This window comes from Sporosarcina saromensis, assembly GCF_033253735.1.
Taxonomy (GTDB): Bacteria; Bacillota; Bacilli; order Bacillales_A; family Planococcaceae; genus Sporosarcina; species Sporosarcina saromensis.
Window position 1 is genome coordinate 26,426 of sequence record NZ_JAUBDI010000002.1, and the last position, 17,160, is coordinate 43,585.

The window sequence follows — 17,160 nt, forward strand, 5'->3', positions numbered from 1 at the left end:
GCATTTTTTTATGGAGAAAGGAAGGATATAATGGGAAAAGTCGTATTTGTAGGTGCAGGATCGATGGCAGAAGCAATCATTGCAGGGATTGTTCATCAGCGTGTCATGCCTGCAACAGACGTGTTTGTCATGAATAAATCGGATGAAGAACGATTAATACATTTACAACAAACATATGGAGTATCGATCGTACGTCCAGATCGACGTGAATTGGCACAAGCAGAGTTAGTCATCTTGGCAACGAAACCAAAGGACGTCCAACAAGCGATGCAAGATATCTCGCACTTATTGCAGGATAACACAGCAGTTTTATCTGTCATCGCAGGGGTGTCTATCTCGACAATTGAAAAAGGTGTGGGTAGTCGAGCAATTGCACGGTCCATGCCGAATACTTCGGCAACAATCGGTCTGTCTGCTACAGGAATTGCGTATAATTCTTCAGTTTCGCTGGATATGAAACAGCGTATCACAAATTTATTATCCGCCATCGGCATTGTTGAAGAGGTAGAAGAAGATGCTTTACATCTCGTTACAGCCCTTTCTGGGAGTGGACCTGCATATGTGTATTACATGGCTGAGGCACTTGAGGAAGCAGCGTTAGCGAAGGGCCTGTCAAAAGAAATTGCGCGTGAATTAATTATCCAAACATTGCTCGGTGCAGCAACGATGTTAAAAGAAACACAAAATGAGCCATGCGAACTGCGACGTAATGTGACGAGTCCAGGGGGTACAACCGAAGCGGGCGTCAATACATTGGCGGCTCAACGATTTAAAGAAAGCATTGCAGCTTGTATTGACAGTGCTGAAAATCGCTCACGTGAACTTGGCGCACTGACCGATACAATTTCAATTGAGGTAAAACATTAAAGACAAATGCTTCATTTGTTCTGACTGTAGACAAAAGGGTGCATGTTAACTGTTAGTAGACTGAAATAACGTTGATTTCCGTTCCGAGCGGACGCTTTCCGGGGGGCTTGCCCTCAGCCAAGCGAACAGCATAGGGTTCGCTTTGCCGTATTTCTGCGTTCTTTGCGGAAATTAAGGCATCCGTGCTCCCAACACTACGCTAATGCTCGCAAAAGCTGTTCTACGGGACGGCTTTTCCTGTGGGGTCTTCAGGCTTCGCTGATCCACCAGGAGTCGCCGCCCTGCACTCCAATCAACTGGATATCCCTTAAGACAATGGAATCATTTCATCCCCTGTAGCCGGTTTACTACATGTCGAACTAGCCAGCTTCTTAGCTATTCAAATTATTAATTCTATTGTAAAAAACACTGAGAGCAAACGCCAAAATTTTTGTGGTTGCTAAAGTATGGATATATCCTTTCATTTGTTATAATTTGCATATATGAAGGAGGTCATATTATGGCAATGCTTTTTTCTCCGTTAACAATTCGCGGAGTGGAATTCAAAAATCGAATTGTAATGGCACCGATGTGTATGTATTCAAGTGAGCAGAAGGATGGTCAAGTGGAAGATTGGCACAAAATCCACTATGCTTCAAGAGCAGTCGGGCAAGTCGGTCTCATTCTCGTTGAGGCAACAGCTGTACAGCCGGAGGGACGGATTTCAGATAAAGATCTCGGGATTTGGTCAGACGATCACATTGATGGCTTGTCAGAGGTTGTCCGTCTGATGCAACAACACGGTGCAAAAGCTGGTATTCAACTTGCACATGCCGGAAGGAAATCGACTGTGGAGGGTACGATTCATGCGCCAAGTGCCCTACGGTTCAATGAACAATATAAGACACCTGTCGAAATGACAGTAAGTGCTATTCAAACGACAGTTAATGCTTTTAAAGAAGCGGCGATCCGCTCCAAAAAAGCAGGTTTCGATGTCATCGAGTTGCACGGTGCCCACGGGTATTTAATTAATGAGTTCTTATCGCCGTTAACGAATAAACGGGACGACCAATACGGCGGTTCTTCTGAAAACAGGTATCGGTTTTTACGAGAAATTATTGATGCCGTTCGTTCTGTTTGGGATGGTCCCCTCTTCGTCCGGATTTCAGCAGAAGACTATGCTGAAAATGGAATGGACACTTCCCAATACGTCGAAATGGCACGTTGGATGAAAAGTCAAGGTGTCGATTTAATTGACGTCAGTTCGGGTGGTGTCGTGCCGGCCAAGATTGACACATATCCGGGTTACCAAGTGAACTTTGCAGAGCAGTTAAAGAAAGAAGCGCAAATTCCGACAGGCGCTGTTGGCTTACTAACGTCCGGTTTGCAGGCTGAAGAAATACTTAAAAACGGTCGTGCAGATGTCGTCTTACTCGCACGTGAGCTGCTTCGTAACCCGTATTGGGCGTATTCAGCAGCGAAAGAATTAGGGTACAACATTGAAGCGCCCACACAATATGACCGTGGATGGATTTAATCCCTTATGAAAAGAAGCTGTCGCAGTCGATTCGACATTGCGACAGCTTCATTTTGATTCAAGAAAACCATTTTTCCATTCATAATGCGAGAAGTCTTCAGCGATAAGCAATTCAGGGAAAATTGATTGACCTTGCTCCTTCAACTTCGCTAAATCACTTGGCATGAAACGAGCACTGATGTGATTGGCAATTAACACATCAACATTTGCTTCTTTTGCTGTTTGCGCCGCATGCCCGATCGTTGAATGCCCGTACTCCTTCGCCAAATCGCCCGTTTCCATATCAAATGTCGCCTCATGCACAAGAATGTTAGCATCTTGTGCCAATTCCTTCGCCGCAGAACAAATTCGAGTATCCCCTAAAATGGCAACCGTGAATCCTTTTTGTGCTTCTCCAGTCACGTCTTTACTGTAGACGATTGTGCCATCGTCTAATCGGACGTCCTCTCCCTCTTTCAAACGTTTTAATAATGGACCTTTCGGAACACCTGCTTCAAACGCTTTTTCAATAAATAATTTTCCAGGAAGCGGTTTTTGCTCAATCCGGAACCCAAAACATTGAATGACGTGTTGCAACTCTTTAGTCGTCACTGTAAAATGATCATTTTCAAATAAAACGCCACCTTCTTGCACCTCAATGATGTCAAGAGGATAGGTCAAATGCGTCCTTGTAATGTGCATTGTTACTTCAATCCATTGCTTTATACCGACCGGCCCATAAATCGTCAATTTTTCTTCTCCACCTAGAAAAGACCGGGAACCTAAAAATCCAGGTAAACCGAATAGATGATCACCATGAAGATGTGTGATAAAGATTTTATTGATTTTCCTTGGTTTAATAGACGTTCTCAGTAGTTGGTGTTGTGTCGCTTCCCCACAGTCGAACATCCAATAGCCTTCTTTTTCTGCTGATAAATTCAACACAACAGAAGATGTATTTCGTTGTTTGGAAGGCATTCCTGCACCTGTCCCTAAAAAAATCAATTCCATTTGATTGCCTACCTTTCTCGAAAACCTCTCTTGACAGCATTTGGACCAAACTTCTTCTCTAAACGGGAAACAAGTTGCTCCATCTGATCCTCTTTTGCATAGTGCTCAAAACTGTCAATGGATAATTGCACATGTAATTCACTCATTGGGATAACGTTTGAAACGGTGATTCCCAACAAACGAATCGGATCTCCTTCCCAATGCCGCTGGAACAGATCTTTCGCTTCCTCATAAATAGCGTGTTCCTTATAGATTGGATTCATGACTGTTCGGCTTCTCGACTGGTTCCTCCAGTCAGACGTCCGCATTTGAATCATAATGACTTGGCCGGCCAATTGCTGTTTTTCCAATCGTTTCGCCACTTTGGCTGCCAGACGAGCTAATACTGCCAAACAAGGTTGCAATTCAGTTTCATCAATCGGCAATGTAGTGGAACTGCCAACACTTTTTCGTTCTGCTGCGGCTTCTGGATCCACAGGTCGATTATCAATCCCATTCGCCCTTTCGCGAAGACGCTGACCATTCTTCCCGAGTTTCACCTTAATGAGATGTTCATCCACCGTCGCCAATTGACCAATTGTTGTAATGCCAAGCTCTTTTAGTCTTTGCTCCGTACTCTCCCCTACACCATGCATCTCGATAACTGGCCGAGGCCATAATACATCTTGGATTTGCCGTTTACGTAAGACGGTTATTCCCATCGGTTTTTTCATATCCGATGCCGTCTTAGCGAGAAACTTATTTGGCGCAATCCCGATAGAACAAGGCAAGTCCAATTCCCGTAAGATTCGCTGTTGCATTTGCATTGCAATGTTCATCGCATCCGTTAACCCACCGATCTCCGTAATGTCAATATACGCTTCGTCGATCGACACGGGTTCCACAAGATCGGTATACGTCCGAAGAATGGCAAACACTGCATTTGAAGCGACCCGGTATTTTTCATGATCGGGTGGCACGATTACAAGTTCAGGACAAATGCGCTTTGCTTCGCCAACAGACATTGTCGTATAGATGCCTAATGCTCGTGCTTCATACGAACACGTAACAAGAATGCCACGCCTCTCTTTCGGATTGCCAGCAACAGCCATTGGTATCCCTTTCAACTTTGGGTCGTGCGCTTGTTCGACTGAAGCAAAAAAGCTATTCATATCTAGATGTAAAATAACACGTGCCTTTGAATGCGTGAAGTTTGGCATGGACTCCACCTCCATTTGTAGAAGAAAAACCGGATGAAAACCACCCGGTCAATTCGTTACATTTCTTTAGATTTTTGTGCCTCGACATAGTCACCAATTGCATCCATTCCTGCTAATGTGCGTGACAAAATATGTGGATCGACAATCGTAATGACGCGATCTTCCAAATTGGCAACTGTCGTAAAGTACGGAGTGCGTGAGTAAGCCATAAGGCCTGAAGAGGTCAATCGATCGCCAGGGATGTCTAGTATTTCTTTAGCATCGAGGACTAACAACCCCATGACAATGTTTTCAGTCTCAACGACGACGACTCTCGCCTGTTCATCATTTTTCGCCGAGTTGCCATACAGAATCTGTTGAAAGTCAAGAACTGGTACTAACTCTCCTCGGTTTTTCATTAGACCAAGCATGTATTCCGGTAAATGAGGAATTGGATTTACGTGCTCCAATTTCTCAATTGAAATGACTGTCTCCACAGGCAATGCATATTCTTCCTGCCCGCATTGGATAATAACCGCTTTAAAATCGTTCATCATGAAGCCCCTTTCGTCGCAACAACCCGAACAATCTCAAGCAAAAGTTCGGTCAACTTATTCAATTCTTCTCTTGGCATCCGTTCGTTCTTCGTATGAATCTCTTCATAACCAACAGACAATGTCACCGTTGGAACGCCAGCACCGTTAAATACATTACCGTCACTGCCACCGCCACTTGTCATTAATTTAGGCGTCCTTCCAATATTGCTAATTGCATGCATTGCCGTCTGGACGACTTCATCTTCTTCACTAAAACTGAAACCAGGGTACATCAATTGAAGATCCGTTTCTGCGTGTCCACCCATTGCAGCTGCAGTCTTCTCAAATGTTTCCATCATATGTGCAGTCTGTTTGTTCAATTTTGTCTCATTAATTGAACGCGCTTCTGCGAGAATTTTCACTTCATCACAGACGATATTCGTCGCTTGCCCACCTTCGAATCTGCCTATGTTTGCTGTAGTCTCACTGTCAATTCGACCTAATGACATCGCTGCGACGGACTTGGCAGCAATCGTAATTGCTGAAACGCCTTTTTCGGGCGCGACACCCGCATGAGCAGTCTTGCCATGAATGGTCGTCCAAAGTTTAGCTTGATAAGGAGCGGCCGTCACAATCCCTCCAACTTTCCCATCGCTGTCCACTGCATAGCCATACTTCGCTTTCAATAATGATGCATCCATGGCTTTTGCACCGACGAGACCACTTTCTTCGCCTGCCGTAATAATGAATTGGATATCGCCATGCGGCATGCCGCTTTCTTTCAGGACTTTTGCCATTTCGAACAACGCAGCGATACCGGCTTTATCATCTGCCCCTAGAATTGTTGTGCCGTCCGAGTAAATATACCCGTCTTCACGTAACTCAGGCTTGATGCCTTTCCCAGGGACGACTGTATCCATATGACAAGTGAAGTAGATTGGATCTGCCTCCTCAACAGTACCTTTCAACGTTGCAATAAGGTTCCCTGCACCATGTCCTGTCACTTCTTTCGTTTCGTCTTCAATCACATCGAATCCGAGTGCTTCCATTTTCTCTTTTAAGATTGTCACAATTGTTCCTTCGTGTTTCGTCTCTGAATCAATTTGAACGAGTTCAAAAAATTCATCGAGTAGTCGTTGTTCATTCAAACCCTATCACTCCTTGCCTTCAAATTTTTATAACGGGATATTTCCATGTTTCTTTTTCGATCGAGTCTCTTGTTTGTTGCGCATCATCTCCAATGCTTGCAGAAGTTTAATGCGCGTCTCACGTGGATCAATGACATCATCAACCATCCCGTGTGATGCCGCAACATACGGATTCGCAAACTTCGTCCGGTATTCTTCAATTTTTTCGTTTCGTGTCTGTTCAGGCGTATCACTATTTGCTATTTCTTTTGCAAAAATGATATTCGCAGCCCCTTCTGCACCCATCACCGCGATTTCAGCATTTGGCCATGCATACACAAGGTCTGCCCCGATCGCTTTGGAATTCAAAGCGACATACGCACCCCCAAAAGCTTTGCGCAAAATGACTGTAATTTTCGGCACTGTCGCTTCAGAATAAGCATACAAGATTTTTGCACCGTGACGAATGATTCCGCCATGTTCTTGCTTCACGCCCGGGAAGAAACCTGTCACGTCTTCAAATGTAATAATCGGTATGTTGAACGAGTCACACGTTCGTATGAAACGAGCAATTTTGTCAGATGAATTAATATCGAGACCGCCCGCCATCACTTTCGGTTGGTTACAAATTAAGCCGACCGATTCACCTTTCATGCGCGCAAAGCCGACAACCGCATTTTTTGCAAATTCTGCTTGTACTTCCATGAATGAATGGGCATCCACGACTTGATCAATCACTTTACGGACATCGTATGGACGAATCGTTTCAAATGGTACAACATCCGCTAAATCCTTGCGGTAGTCCTCTTCATCTTCTATCGGCAAAATCGGTGTCTTTTCTTCATTGTTTTGTGGAAGATAAGACAGTAACTTTCGTACTTGAGCTAGAACCGTCTTCTCATCTTTTCCTCGGAAATGTGCATTTCCACTAATTTGATTATGTACTTTCGATCCACCTAAGTCTTCTGAAGTAATCTTCTCCCCAGTAACCGTCTCAATAACTTTTGGACCCGTAATGAACATTTGGCTTGTCTCGTCCGTCATGAAAACAAAATCTGTAATCGCAGGGGAATACACTGCACCGCCAGCGCAAGGGCCTAAAATAACGGAAATTTGAGGAATGACACCTGAATAGATCGCATTCCGATAAAAGATTTCTCCATAACCATCCAATGACACGACACCTTCTTGGATACGTGCGCCTCCTGAATCATTTAAACCGATAAACGGTGCACCATTTTTAGCGGCTAGATCCATGACGTTCGCAATTTTCATCGCATGCATCTCCCCTAATGCACCACCGAAAACCGTAAAATCTTGTGAAAAAAGATAAATTGGACGGCCATCGATCTTGCCATAGCCCGTAACAACGCCATCGCCTGGCCCCACTTGCTTGTCCATTCCGAAATCGCGTGTGCGATGGATAACAAATGGATTTAACTCGACAAATGTGCCTGCATCCACCAATAACTCAATGCGTTCACGAGCGGTCAATTTTCCTTTTTCGTGTTGCTTTTCAATCCGCTCATCGCCGCCCCCTAATTCAATTTCTCGTTTTTTATCATATAACTCATTAATTTTGTCGTATATATCCATTCTTATTTCTCCCCCTTGTCGCATAGTTCATATAAGACACCAAAAGATGCTTTAGGATGCATAAACGCCACAGCTGCTCCACCAGCTCCTTGTTTTGGCTGATCTTGCAGTAGCTGAACGCCTTTCGCTTTTAACTCTTCCATCCTCTCCTGGATAGAGGTAACGCCAAACGCGATGTGGTGCATGCCTTCCCCACGTTTTTCAATGAATTTTGCAACTGCCCCTTCTTCTCCTATCGGCTCCAATAGCTCAAGTTTAATGTTTCCCGCATCAAGAAATGCGACCGTAACATTTTGACTTGGAACTTCTTCGATCCCTAGTAATGGCAACTGTAAAACTTCCGTATAGTAGGGTAATGCAAGTTGCAAATCCTTTACCGCAATGCCGATATGATCTACCTTTTTCATTCATACGCCCCCTTTTTTCTATTGTAACGTTTTCTAAACCAATGTGCTACATCTTGAGAATTTCAGTAAATCTGTTAAAATGGAACTATCTATAAGCGTAAGGAGATTTGCCAAATGAGCAATAAAAAATTCCAAAAGGTTGTCGTCTACTTAATGGTTGCTGCCATGGTCGCTTCAAGTGTTATGATCGGATTAAGTATGATTCTTTAATAGAAGGACTGTCCTAAAGAATGCGAAAGCAAACTTTACAGGACAGTCTTTTTCTATAGCGAGGATGTGCCCGTTCTTTTTGGTGTTATCACCGATTCTTGAGCGGTTATCACCGGTTCGGGAGGGTTTATCACCGGTTTGACCGACTTTATCACCGATTCTCTGCATGTTATCACCGATTCACACGACTTTATCACCGTCTCACCAAGTTAATGCGGGTTTCGAGACAACACTCGCACGCCCCCTCTTTCATCCACAATAAAAAGCAGATGAAGAAAAACAATCCGTTTTTCTCCATCTGCTTTTATAAAAAATTACTCAACTTAAATCTCTTCACAATGTTCTTCAAAGTGGCCTTGCAAGTTTACGACGACCGACATTGGATCGTGGCCTTCGATTTCATAACGACCTACTTCAGCTACCAACTTCCCATCTTTCATCAATGCAAATGATGGAGAAGACGGCAGGTGATCTTCACCGAAAAGCATACGTGCATAAGCTGTTGCTTCTTTATCTTGTCCCGCAAATACTGTTACGAGGTGATCCGGGCGTTTATCATAATGGATGGCATGTGCTGCAGCTGGGCGGGCAATGCCTCCTGCACAACCACATACAGAGTTAATCATAACAAGCGTCGTACCCGGGCGATTAAATGCTGCTTCTACTTCTTCGGGTGTCGTCAATTGTTCGTAGCCGCTTGCTTCCATTTCAGACCGTGCTTGTTTCGTTATATCTTCCATGTAGAAATTAAAATCCATTGTCATTTCATTGTCCCCTTTCTATATGCTTTCATCATAGCAGGAGAATCGGGTACTTGCAAAAAAGTATGTCTGCCAATAAGCGTTCAAAACCCATTGTCCGAAACTAACAGATCTACCGCGCTTGCCACTGTCAATTCTCCTACAAGCAATTCTTTTTCGAGTGTAGTGACGAGTTCTTTCTTGCCTGCCTGTGCAAAAAAATTGTCGATGAGTCGGTCCCTGATCATCGCATGGAACCAATCCTTCGTCTGCTTTTGTCTACGGAGCTGCCATTCCCCGCTTTCTTCCATCGTGGATTGAAATGAAAGGACCGTTTCCCAAAAGACATCAAGACCTGTATGATGCAACGATGATACCGGAATTGCGGTCGTTGTCCAACCGGGTGATGCCGGTTGAAGAAAATGCAAGATTTGCCGGTATTCTCGTACCGTCTTTTTGGCAAGTCTTTCATTATCCCCATCAGCTTTATGGACAACGATTGCGTCTGCCAACTCCATAATGCCTTTTTTCATCCCTTGCAATTCATCGCCTGCACCCGTCAATACGAGCAATGCAAAGAAATCGACCATTCCGCGGACGACCGTTTCACTTTGTCCAACACCGACCGTCTCAATCAGAATGATGTCATAGCCCGTAGCTTCGCACAGTAACATCGTTTCTCGCGTCTTTTTATGCACACCACCTAATGTTCCTGAAGAGGGTGAAGGGCGGATGAAAGCGTTCTGATGACGAGCAAGTGCTTCCATCCTTGTCTTGTCGCCTAAAATGCTTCCACCATTCACTGTAGAACTCGGATCGATGGCAAGCACCGCCACTTTGTAGCCCTTCTCAGCAAGCATGAGCCCAAACGTTTCAATGAACGTGCTTTTACCGGCACCCGGCACCCCCGTTATACCAATGCGAATACTCGAACCGGTTTTAGGCAGCAGCTTTTTCAGTAACGCTTGCCCTGCCTTCTTGTCCTCTTCATGGATACTTTCTAAGAGTGTAATCGCTTTTGATAAATGCAATCTCGATCCTTCACAAATCTTGGCATACACTTCATCCACATCAATGACACGCTGTTTCTTCGCAAACCGCTTTCGACGAGAAGAGACCATGCCGTCATGCTGGGATTCAATGCCATTCTTCACATGTAACGCACTCTCTCGATTTGTATCGTCTATCCGACTCACTCGATCACTTCCTCGTACCCGAGCGCACGATAAATGTCTTCAATTACCTTTTGAGCGGCGACTGGGATAACAGTTCCCGGTCCGAAAATTGCGGTCGCCCCGTTTTCTCTTAAAAAGTCGTAGTCTTGAGCAGGAATCACCCCACCTACGACGATTAGAATATCTTGACGACCGATTTTGGCCAATTCATCCCTCAAAGACGGCACAAGTGTCTTATGACCTGCAGCAAGTGAACTTACACCGATAACGTGTACATCGTTTTCAGCCGCCTGCAGAGCTGTCTCTTCAGGGGTTTGGAACAACGGCCCGATATCTACGTCAAAGCCTAAGTCCGCGAACGATGAAGCAATGACTTTTGCGCCACGATCATGTCCGTCCTGCCCCATTTTGGCAATTAAAATCCGCGGACGGCGACCTTCGTTTTCCATAAATTCTTCCGTCATCTGTTTTACTTCTTCAATTTCCTCTGCATTCGAGAAATTGGAACTGTAAACGCCGCTGACCGAGCGGATGACCGCTTTGTGCCTGCCACATACTTTTTCAATTGCATCCGAAATTTCTCCGATTGTCGCACGCACACGGGCTGCATCTACTGACAATGCCAATAAATTACCCGTTCCATTCTTAGCAGCATCCGTCAAAGCAGCAAGTGCTTTCTTTACCGCTTCTTCATCACGTGAAGCCTTCATCGCATGAATCCGTTCAATCTGTTTCTGTCGGACAAGCGTATTATCGATGTCTAATATATCAATCGCTTCTTCTTTGTCGAGTCGGTATTTATTCACACCAATAATCGTTTCTGTCCGCGAATCAATTTTTGCTTGACGTTTTGCGGCTGCTTCTTCGATTTTCATTTTCGGTAAGCCCGTCTCAATCGCTTTTGCCATTCCACCAAGTTCTTCGATTTCCTCAATTAATCCCCATGCTTTTTCCATCAACTCCGCAGTCAGTTTTTCAACGTAATACGATCCTCCCCACGGATCGATCGTCTTCGTCATGTAGGTTTCTTCCTGCAAGAAGAGCTGTGTATTTCTCGCAATCCGTGCAGAGAAATCGGTTGGCAAAGCAATCGCTTCGTCGAGCGCATTCGTATGCAGCGATTGTGTATGCCCCATTGCTGCGGCATTCGCTTCAATTAATGTACGCGTCACATTATTGAATGGATCTTGTTCAGTCAAACTCCAACCAGACGTTTGCGAATGTGTTCTTAATGCCAATGATTTTGGATTTTTTGGAGAGAAGCTCGCCATCATTTGCGCCCAAATTTTACGGGCTGCTCGCATTTTTGCAATTTCCATGAAATAATTCATGCCAATCGCCCAGAAAAATGAAAGACGCGGAGCAAAAGCATCAATATCAATTCCAGCTTGCAAGCCAGTCCGTACATATTCGAGTCCGTCTGCCAATGTGTACGCCAGTTCGATATCTGCCGTTGCACCTGCTTCTTGCATGTGATAACCGGAAATGGAGATGGAGTTGAATTTCGGCATATGCGCAGACGTGTATTGAAAAATATCTGCAATAATCCTCATTGACATGTCAGGCGGGAAAATATACGTGTTCCGTACCATATACTCTTTTAAAATATCATTTTGAATCGTCCCAGCTAATTTGTCTGGAGAAACCCCTTGTTCTTCGGCTGCAATAATATAAAAAGCCATAATCGGCAATACGGCACCGTTCATCGTCATCGATACAGACATTTGGTCAAGAGGGATGCCGTCGAATAGGATTTTCATATCTTCTACGGAGTCGATTGCAACGCCGGCTTTTCCAACATCGCCTGTCACTCGTGGATGATCCGAGTCGTATCCTCGATGTGTCGCTAAGTCAAACGCAACCGATAGACCTTTTTGTCCCATCGCTAAGTTTCTTCGATAAAATGCGTTACTCTCTTCTGCAGTTGAGAAACCGGCATATTGCCTTACTGTCCATGGACGGGATACATACATCGTTGGGTAAGGTCCCCGTGTATTAGGTGCAATGCCAGGTAAATCTTCTAAATGTGTGAGTCCTTCTGTATCTTTCGCTGAATAAGCGGATTGAATTTCAATCTCTTCATTGCTAACAAAAGGTTGTCCTTGAATGCCTAGTTTCTGCTCAACGAGGAGAGATGCAATGTCGACTTTACTAAAATTCGGTTTCTTCATTTGTCATCCACTCCTTTCCAAGCCGAATAGATGCTTTGCAATTTAGCAATTTTGTCTTGACCGTTCAGTAAGAATCCATTTAAGCCTTTTTCTTTCCACCGTTGGGCACTTGGCTCATCTACTTTCCCTGCAACGTCGACAAGGCAATTTGCCGGAATGCGTTCGAGCAGTTCGTCCATGACAGCGTGTAATTGATCATCTTGCGCACAAACGACGATGTACTCCGGTTGTTCGTGTTGCATCCATTCAATTGCTTCCTCTACACGTTGAAAAGCTGGACTCCACGTTGTTTTCACACCACCAGCAAACAAGTAACTCGTCACAAAATCTGCGCGTGGTTTAAATTCTTTCAGTAAACCGAAAGTTAGAATCACTGTCTTTGGCTGTTGGACACTAAATTGCTTTCGCATATTTTCAAAAGGAATCGCCAACCGTTGAAAAGCTTCAATTCCTTCCCAGTCATGAAAGTTTGTATCCGTCAACTCGGCATAAGCATTCGTGCCAATTAATGCTTTTTTCCCTTTTGCTACTTCTCCTTGGCGTTCTTGGCAAATACCTGCCAGTCGCCTATCAATGAATTGATTGATATCTTCTTCCTGTTCCAGTTGCAAGAAAAGCGCCCATGCTTTTTCAACTAGCTCGTTCGTCAACTGTTCGATAAAGTAAGACCCCCCTGCAGGATCAATAACTTTATCAACATGCGTCTCCTCTTTTAACACTAATTGGATGTTTCGAGCGTATCGAATAGAGCTGGCATCTGGTTCTGTGAGAACCGTATGCGGGTGTGTTGTAATGATATCCGCTCCACCTAAAATAGCAGCAAATGTTTCATTGCCAGCTCTTAGGAGATTTACATAAGGATCCAACTTCGAATACGATCGGACAGATGTAACCGCCATGACAGGAATCTCCGGCACTTCAGTCTGTTCAAATGCTGTTGAAAACGCTTTCCATAATAGGCGGAAAGCACGAAGCTTGGCGATTTCCATAAAGAAGTGCGTGTCCACGGCAAAACGGACGAAAAACTGATTCGAAAATGCCTCAAATGAAGTTGATTGTGTCACAAGTTGAGATGCTTCCGCCAATGTAAATGCGAGTTCTGTCACAGCGTCAGCACCTTGATGGTGAATATTCCATGTGTCTACACCTATCGTCCGTAAGTTGTCATAACCGACAGGAGCTGTCCAGTCGTGGCAATCCACTATGCCATTGACGGAAGATCGGACTTCATGAGGGACACGGTCAAATGCTTCTAATACGGGATCAGATTTATCGATATTCAAGAAAATTACAGGGTAATCAGAAAAATAGGAAGACAATTCATCTAAATCCGTAGCTGTCCAATCAATTTTCAACATACCATCGTAGACGATTGCTTCATTCCCTCTCTCAAGTGAATGGCGTAATTGTTGAATGAACGTAGCACCGTCTTTTGCAATTGTTTGCTGCGCAATTGTCCATCCTGACTCACCTTTCATCTGTTGAATATGCGAAGCATTATTCGTTGGCGTTTCTCCAATATAAAGCGGTTGAAGTTCAATTCCTTCGAAAGTCTTTGTCAACAAAGTCTCATAAGGTTTACCTTTGAGTGATTGTTCAGTGAGATCTTTCCATTGTTGGAAATCTACTTTGTCAAATGAAGTATTTTTCATATGTTCGATCGACATAGCTGTTGCTCCTTTCTTCCTTTGGAGTCGTGAGATAATGCGAAACGGTGTGTCGCGTCTCACTTTTTAGCACATACCCTACCCTCTGTAATAAGTGAATGCTCTGGCGGATGAATGCTAGATAACTACCTATGTACTTCTATTACTAGTGTAACTGACATTTTCACACTTTTAAAGTCAAATTGTTAGGCAAGTCAAATAGCTGAGGTAGATTCGAGGGGTATATCATTGGTTTATTACTAGTAGTTGTAAACTAATGCATTTCTCTTAAGAAACATTCATAGGCGCAAAAAATCAATTGGAAGAACAATCTATTTCGCGGAATCAAACAAAAAAACAGTAAACAACACTTCGGTTTTATAATTGTATGATAGACTAGTAAATGTTCTACTCAATATTTTAGATAAAATCAGAGGTTTTCTATTGAAAGGAGCTATTTAGCATGGTACTGACCCGAAAAACGTTTTTCTGGAAAACATTCTTTGTTATTTTCATACCTTTTTCACTAGTTGGCATTCTATCTGAGCCCTATATAAGTAACAATCCCTTTCATTCTCTAGAGGATTATGGAGAATTTTTGTTCTTTCTATTTTTCTATCTTGTTGTCATATCAGGTATCTCGGCTCTTATCTCTTTCTTTGTATATGGTTATAAATGTAGACAAGATTAACCAACCATCTTTAAGATTAAAAGTTTCGATTTAAGAAAAGCACGTGAGGACTCGCTTTCTATTCTGACGAAAATGCACCGAAAAGTGACTATTTAATCTGAATTATTTTTCTGACTAGAATTTGAACATTTACCCTTTTGAGCAAAGTTGCAAATTTAACAACTTCCCCAACTAATGAAGATGTATTTAATAATCTGGAGATTTTTTTTATTTACAGGTCTCTGTACCTTTTCAATGTGATTGATACAGAAGCCCTTTGGACACTGGTTATAAGCTATATTTTTTTATTAAGCTTCCTGAATTTACCATTAAAACATGGAAAAAATGCCACAACAAAATCTAGGAGTGAAATGATAACGATTTTTGGATATTATTGACGAATAGAAACGATGGAGTGATGTTTTGCTCCATTTATCATGAAAAAAGCTGCCACTGAAAATGAGCCACTGAAATTTTTTTTGAAGTTGGACTATGCACAAAAATAAAAAAAGGCGACAAATTGGTTCAATTTCGACCAATCTGGCGCCTTTTTCTTTGTTATTTCCTACTCTACTTCCTTCATAAAGGTCAAGATTCGATTAAGATTTACTGCTCATCTGATCATGGCACCTTGGATCTGCATCCCAAATAATCCCGTGTAGGTGGGAATCCGCTGTTTTATGTCCGACACGAGCATCAAAATTCTTAGAGAAATCAAACTGTTCTTTGAGGTAGTGGACTTTGTTTATCTAACTCTTTGAAAAACCAATCCTGATTCCTGGTAGTCTCCGTTGATTGCAGCGTAAGTCGGCGACTCCTGGGGGATAAGCGGGACAGGTGAGACCCCGCAGTGGAGCAAAGCGACCGAGGAGGCTCACCGCCCGCCCCCCGGAAAGCGTCCGACTGAAGCGGAAATCAATTGTATTTGCCTTTTTCAATGGCCTCCGCAAAAATCAGTGTTCACTGACTTTCTGGACAGCTCTTCTTGTAGTCATTAATAAATAGATGTATTTGCAGGCGTGATGTTTTCGAGGATCTCTTTTACGCGAGCTAAGAAACGGCCAGCTACGAGGCCATCTAATACTCTGTGATCCAGTGACAAACAAAGGTTTACCATATCACGAGCAGCAATCATGCCACCATCCATAATAACAGGACGTTTCACGATCGATTCCACTTGTAAAATTGCCGCTTGTGGATAATTGATGATTCCCATTGATTGTACGGAGCCAAATGATCCCGTATTGTTTACGGTAAATGTGCCACCTTGCATTTCTTCGGATTTCAACTTGCCGGAACGGACTTTTGAAGCGAGGTCATTAATATCGCGTCCAATTCCTTTAATTGTCTTTTCATCCGCATGCTTAATAACAGGTACATAGAGTGCATCTTCCGTAGCAACTGCAATGGAGATATTGATGTCTTTCTTTTGAATGATTTTGTCGCCAGCCCACATGGAATTCATCATCGGGAACTCTTTTAACGCTTGTGAAACTGCTTTGACAAAGAACGCAAAGTACGTCAAGTTGAAGCCTTCACGTTGTTTGAATTCAGTTTTCAAGGAATCCCGGTATTGAACGAGATTTGTCACATCGACTTCAATCATTGTCCAAGCATGTGGCGCTTCGTGTTTAGAGCGTAGCATATTGGACGCGATTGCACGACGGACTCCAGTCACTGGAATTTCAATATCGCCGGCTGCAGTAGGTATAGACGGCTGCTCAACAGGCTTGCTTGTCGGTTGTGGAGAAGCTTGTGTCTGTTGCTGTTCAGCAGGAGCTGCAGACGTCACTTCCGCATGAGCAGTTGGAATTTCACCTGATGCAATGATTGCTTGCAAGTCTTTACGTGTAATACGGCCTTCTTTCCCTGACCCTTGCACGAGCGATAAATCAATTCCATGTTCTTGAGCTAAGCGCATGACCGCTGGTGAATAGCGCGCCGCCCCAGCTCCTTTTGCAACTGGAGTAGCGGGTTTTGTACTACGTGCTGCAGGCATCTCATTAGCAGGTTCTTCTTTAGCAGGAGCAGCCACTTCGTTGTCTGTCGCAACTGACGGCGTTTCTCCTCCACCTGCCGTCTCGATTGTACAGACGACGACACCTACCTCAACAGTTTCACCTTCTTGGACGATAATCTCTTTAATCGTCCCTTCAAAAGATGACGGAATTTCAGCTGTTACTTTATCTGTATTCACTTCCGCCAACGGATCGTATTTATTAACAGTGTCCCCCGGCTTAACGAGCCATTTTTCAATGGTTCCTTCTGTGACACTTTCACCTAATTTAGGCATTTCAATTTTTTCAATTGCCAAAACGACAACCTCCTGTC

At 43.7% G+C, this 17,160-nt stretch carries 14 protein-coding genes; 3 read left to right on the forward strand and 11 right to left on the reverse strand.

Going from position 1 to position 17,160, the window contains the following annotated elements; genetic code table 11:
- The first annotated feature begins 30 nt into the window (after positions 1-30).
- On the forward strand, positions 31-867 hold the full coding sequence (proC, locus tag QT711_RS02760) for a pyrroline-5-carboxylate reductase (RefSeq protein ID WP_317941986.1): 837 nt from the start codon (positions 31-33) through the stop codon (positions 865-867).
- Between the two features lie 496 nt (positions 868-1,363).
- On the forward strand, positions 1,364-2,383 hold the full coding sequence (gene namA / locus QT711_RS02765) for an NADPH dehydrogenase NamA (protein ID WP_317942320.1): 1,020 nt from the start codon (positions 1,364-1,366) through the stop codon (positions 2,381-2,383).
- Positions 2,384-2,431: 48 nt separating this feature from the next.
- Here the strand turns inward: namA and rnz are convergent, their stop codons facing one another.
- The 6 genes from rnz to mce are packed head-to-tail and all read right to left on the reverse strand — an operon-like array spanning position 2,432 to position 8,217.
- Positions 2,432-3,373, reverse strand: a complete 942-nt coding sequence (gene rnz / locus QT711_RS02770; protein ID WP_317941987.1) for a ribonuclease Z — start codon at positions 3,371-3,373, stop codon at positions 2,432-2,434.
- Positions 3,374-3,381: 8 nt separating this feature from the next.
- Positions 3,382-4,572 (reverse strand): DNA polymerase IV, encoded by a 1,191-nt coding sequence (locus QT711_RS02775; RefSeq protein ID WP_317941988.1) that lies wholly within the window; start codon positions 4,570-4,572, stop codon positions 3,382-3,384.
- 56 nt (positions 4,573-4,628) lie between these two features.
- Positions 4,629-5,105: a chemotaxis protein CheW gene (locus tag QT711_RS02780; protein WP_317941989.1), complete on the reverse strand. Its 477-nt coding sequence runs from the start codon at positions 5,103-5,105 to the stop codon at positions 4,629-4,631.
- Positions 5,105-6,235 carry a M20/M25/M40 family metallo-hydrolase gene (locus QT711_RS02785; protein WP_317941990.1) on the reverse strand — a complete coding sequence of 377 codons (1,131 nt, stop codon included), beginning with the start codon at positions 6,233-6,235 and terminating at the stop codon, positions 5,105-5,107. Before QT711_RS02785 ends, QT711_RS02780 begins: the two co-directional genes overlap by 1 nt.
- 27 nt (positions 6,236-6,262) lie before the next feature.
- Positions 6,263-7,810 carry an acyl-CoA carboxylase subunit beta gene (locus tag QT711_RS02790; protein WP_317941991.1) on the reverse strand — a complete coding sequence of 516 codons (1,548 nt, stop codon included), beginning with the start codon at positions 7,808-7,810 and terminating at the stop codon, positions 6,263-6,265.
- A gap of 2 nt (positions 7,811-7,812) precedes the next feature.
- The gene (mce, locus tag QT711_RS02795) at positions 7,813-8,217 is read right to left on the reverse strand and encodes a methylmalonyl-CoA epimerase (RefSeq protein ID WP_317941992.1); all 405 of its coding nucleotides are present in this window, start codon (positions 8,215-8,217) and stop codon (positions 7,813-7,815) included.
- Positions 8,218-8,331: 114 nt separating this feature from the next.
- Here mce and prli42 point away from each other — a divergent pair, with 114 nt between their 5' ends.
- Positions 8,332-8,427, forward strand: a complete 96-nt coding sequence (prli42, locus tag QT711_RS02800) for a stressosome-associated protein Prli42 (RefSeq protein ID WP_317941993.1) — start codon at positions 8,332-8,334, stop codon at positions 8,425-8,427.
- Positions 8,428-8,750: 323 nt separating this feature from the next.
- On the opposite strand, the gene QT711_RS02805 is transcribed toward prli42, so the two are convergent.
- The 5 genes from QT711_RS02805 to QT711_RS02825 all read right to left on the reverse strand — a co-directional run bounded on the left by QT711_RS02805 (position 8,751) and on the right by QT711_RS02825 (position 17,143).
- On the reverse strand, positions 8,751-9,191 hold the full coding sequence (locus QT711_RS02805; RefSeq protein ID WP_317941994.1) for a BrxA/BrxB family bacilliredoxin: 441 nt from the start codon (positions 9,189-9,191) through the stop codon (positions 8,751-8,753).
- Positions 9,192-9,271: 80 nt separating this feature from the next.
- Positions 9,272-10,288, reverse strand: coding sequence for a methylmalonyl Co-A mutase-associated GTPase MeaB (gene meaB, locus QT711_RS02810; RefSeq protein ID WP_317942321.1), 1,017 nt, complete (start codon positions 10,286-10,288; stop codon positions 9,272-9,274).
- Between the two features lie 71 nt (positions 10,289-10,359).
- Positions 10,360-12,513 carry a methylmalonyl-CoA mutase gene (gene scpA, locus QT711_RS02815; RefSeq protein ID WP_317941995.1) on the reverse strand — a complete coding sequence of 718 codons (2,154 nt, stop codon included), beginning with the start codon at positions 12,511-12,513 and terminating at the stop codon, positions 10,360-10,362.
- Entirely contained in the window at positions 12,510-14,180 is a 1,671-nt protein-coding gene (locus QT711_RS02820) for a methylmalonyl-CoA mutase family protein (RefSeq protein WP_317941996.1), read from the reverse strand. The genes scpA and QT711_RS02820 overlap by 4 nt, the downstream gene beginning before the upstream one ends.
- 1,643 nt (positions 14,181-15,823) lie before the next feature.
- Positions 15,824-17,143: a dihydrolipoamide acetyltransferase family protein gene (locus QT711_RS02825; RefSeq protein WP_317941997.1), complete on the reverse strand. Its 1,320-nt coding sequence runs from the start codon at positions 17,141-17,143 to the stop codon at positions 15,824-15,826.
- Between the last annotated feature and the right edge of the window lie 17 nt (positions 17,144-17,160).

What these genes read in the sequence shown, in the direction of transcription:
- QT711_RS02820 (WP_317941996.1), bottom strand. Translation starts at nt 14,180, where the DNA reads ATGTCGATCGAACATATGAAAAATACTTCATTTGACAAAGTAGATTTC.
- prli42 (WP_317941993.1), top strand. Translation starts at nt 8,332, where the DNA reads ATGAGCAATAAAAAATTCCAAAAGGTTGTCGTCTACTTAATGGTTGCT.
- meaB (WP_317942321.1), bottom strand. Translation starts at nt 10,288, where the DNA reads ATGGTCTCTTCTCGTCGAAAGCGGTTTGCGAAGAAACAGCGTGTCATT.
- mce (WP_317941992.1), bottom strand. Translation starts at nt 8,217, where the DNA reads ATGAAAAAGGTAGATCATATCGGCATTGCGGTAAAGGATTTGCAACTT.
- scpA (WP_317941995.1), bottom strand. Translation starts at nt 12,513, where the DNA reads ATGAAGAAACCGAATTTTAGTAAAGTCGACATTGCATCTCTCCTCGTT.
- QT711_RS02790 (WP_317941991.1), bottom strand. Translation starts at nt 7,810, where the DNA reads ATGGATATATACGACAAAATTAATGAGTTATATGATAAAAAACGAGAA.
- QT711_RS02775 (WP_317941988.1), bottom strand. Translation starts at nt 4,572, where the DNA reads ATGCCAAACTTCACGCATTCAAAGGCACGTGTTATTTTACATCTAGAT.
- QT711_RS02805 (WP_317941994.1), bottom strand. Translation starts at nt 9,191, where the DNA reads ATGACAATGGATTTTAATTTCTACATGGAAGATATAACGAAACAAGCA.
- proC (WP_317941986.1), top strand. Translation starts at nt 31, where the DNA reads ATGGGAAAAGTCGTATTTGTAGGTGCAGGATCGATGGCAGAAGCAATC.
- QT711_RS02780 (WP_317941989.1), bottom strand. Translation starts at nt 5,105, where the DNA reads ATGAACGATTTTAAAGCGGTTATTATCCAATGCGGGCAGGAAGAATAT.
- rnz (WP_317941987.1), bottom strand. Translation starts at nt 3,373, where the DNA reads ATGGAATTGATTTTTTTAGGGACAGGTGCAGGAATGCCTTCCAAACAA.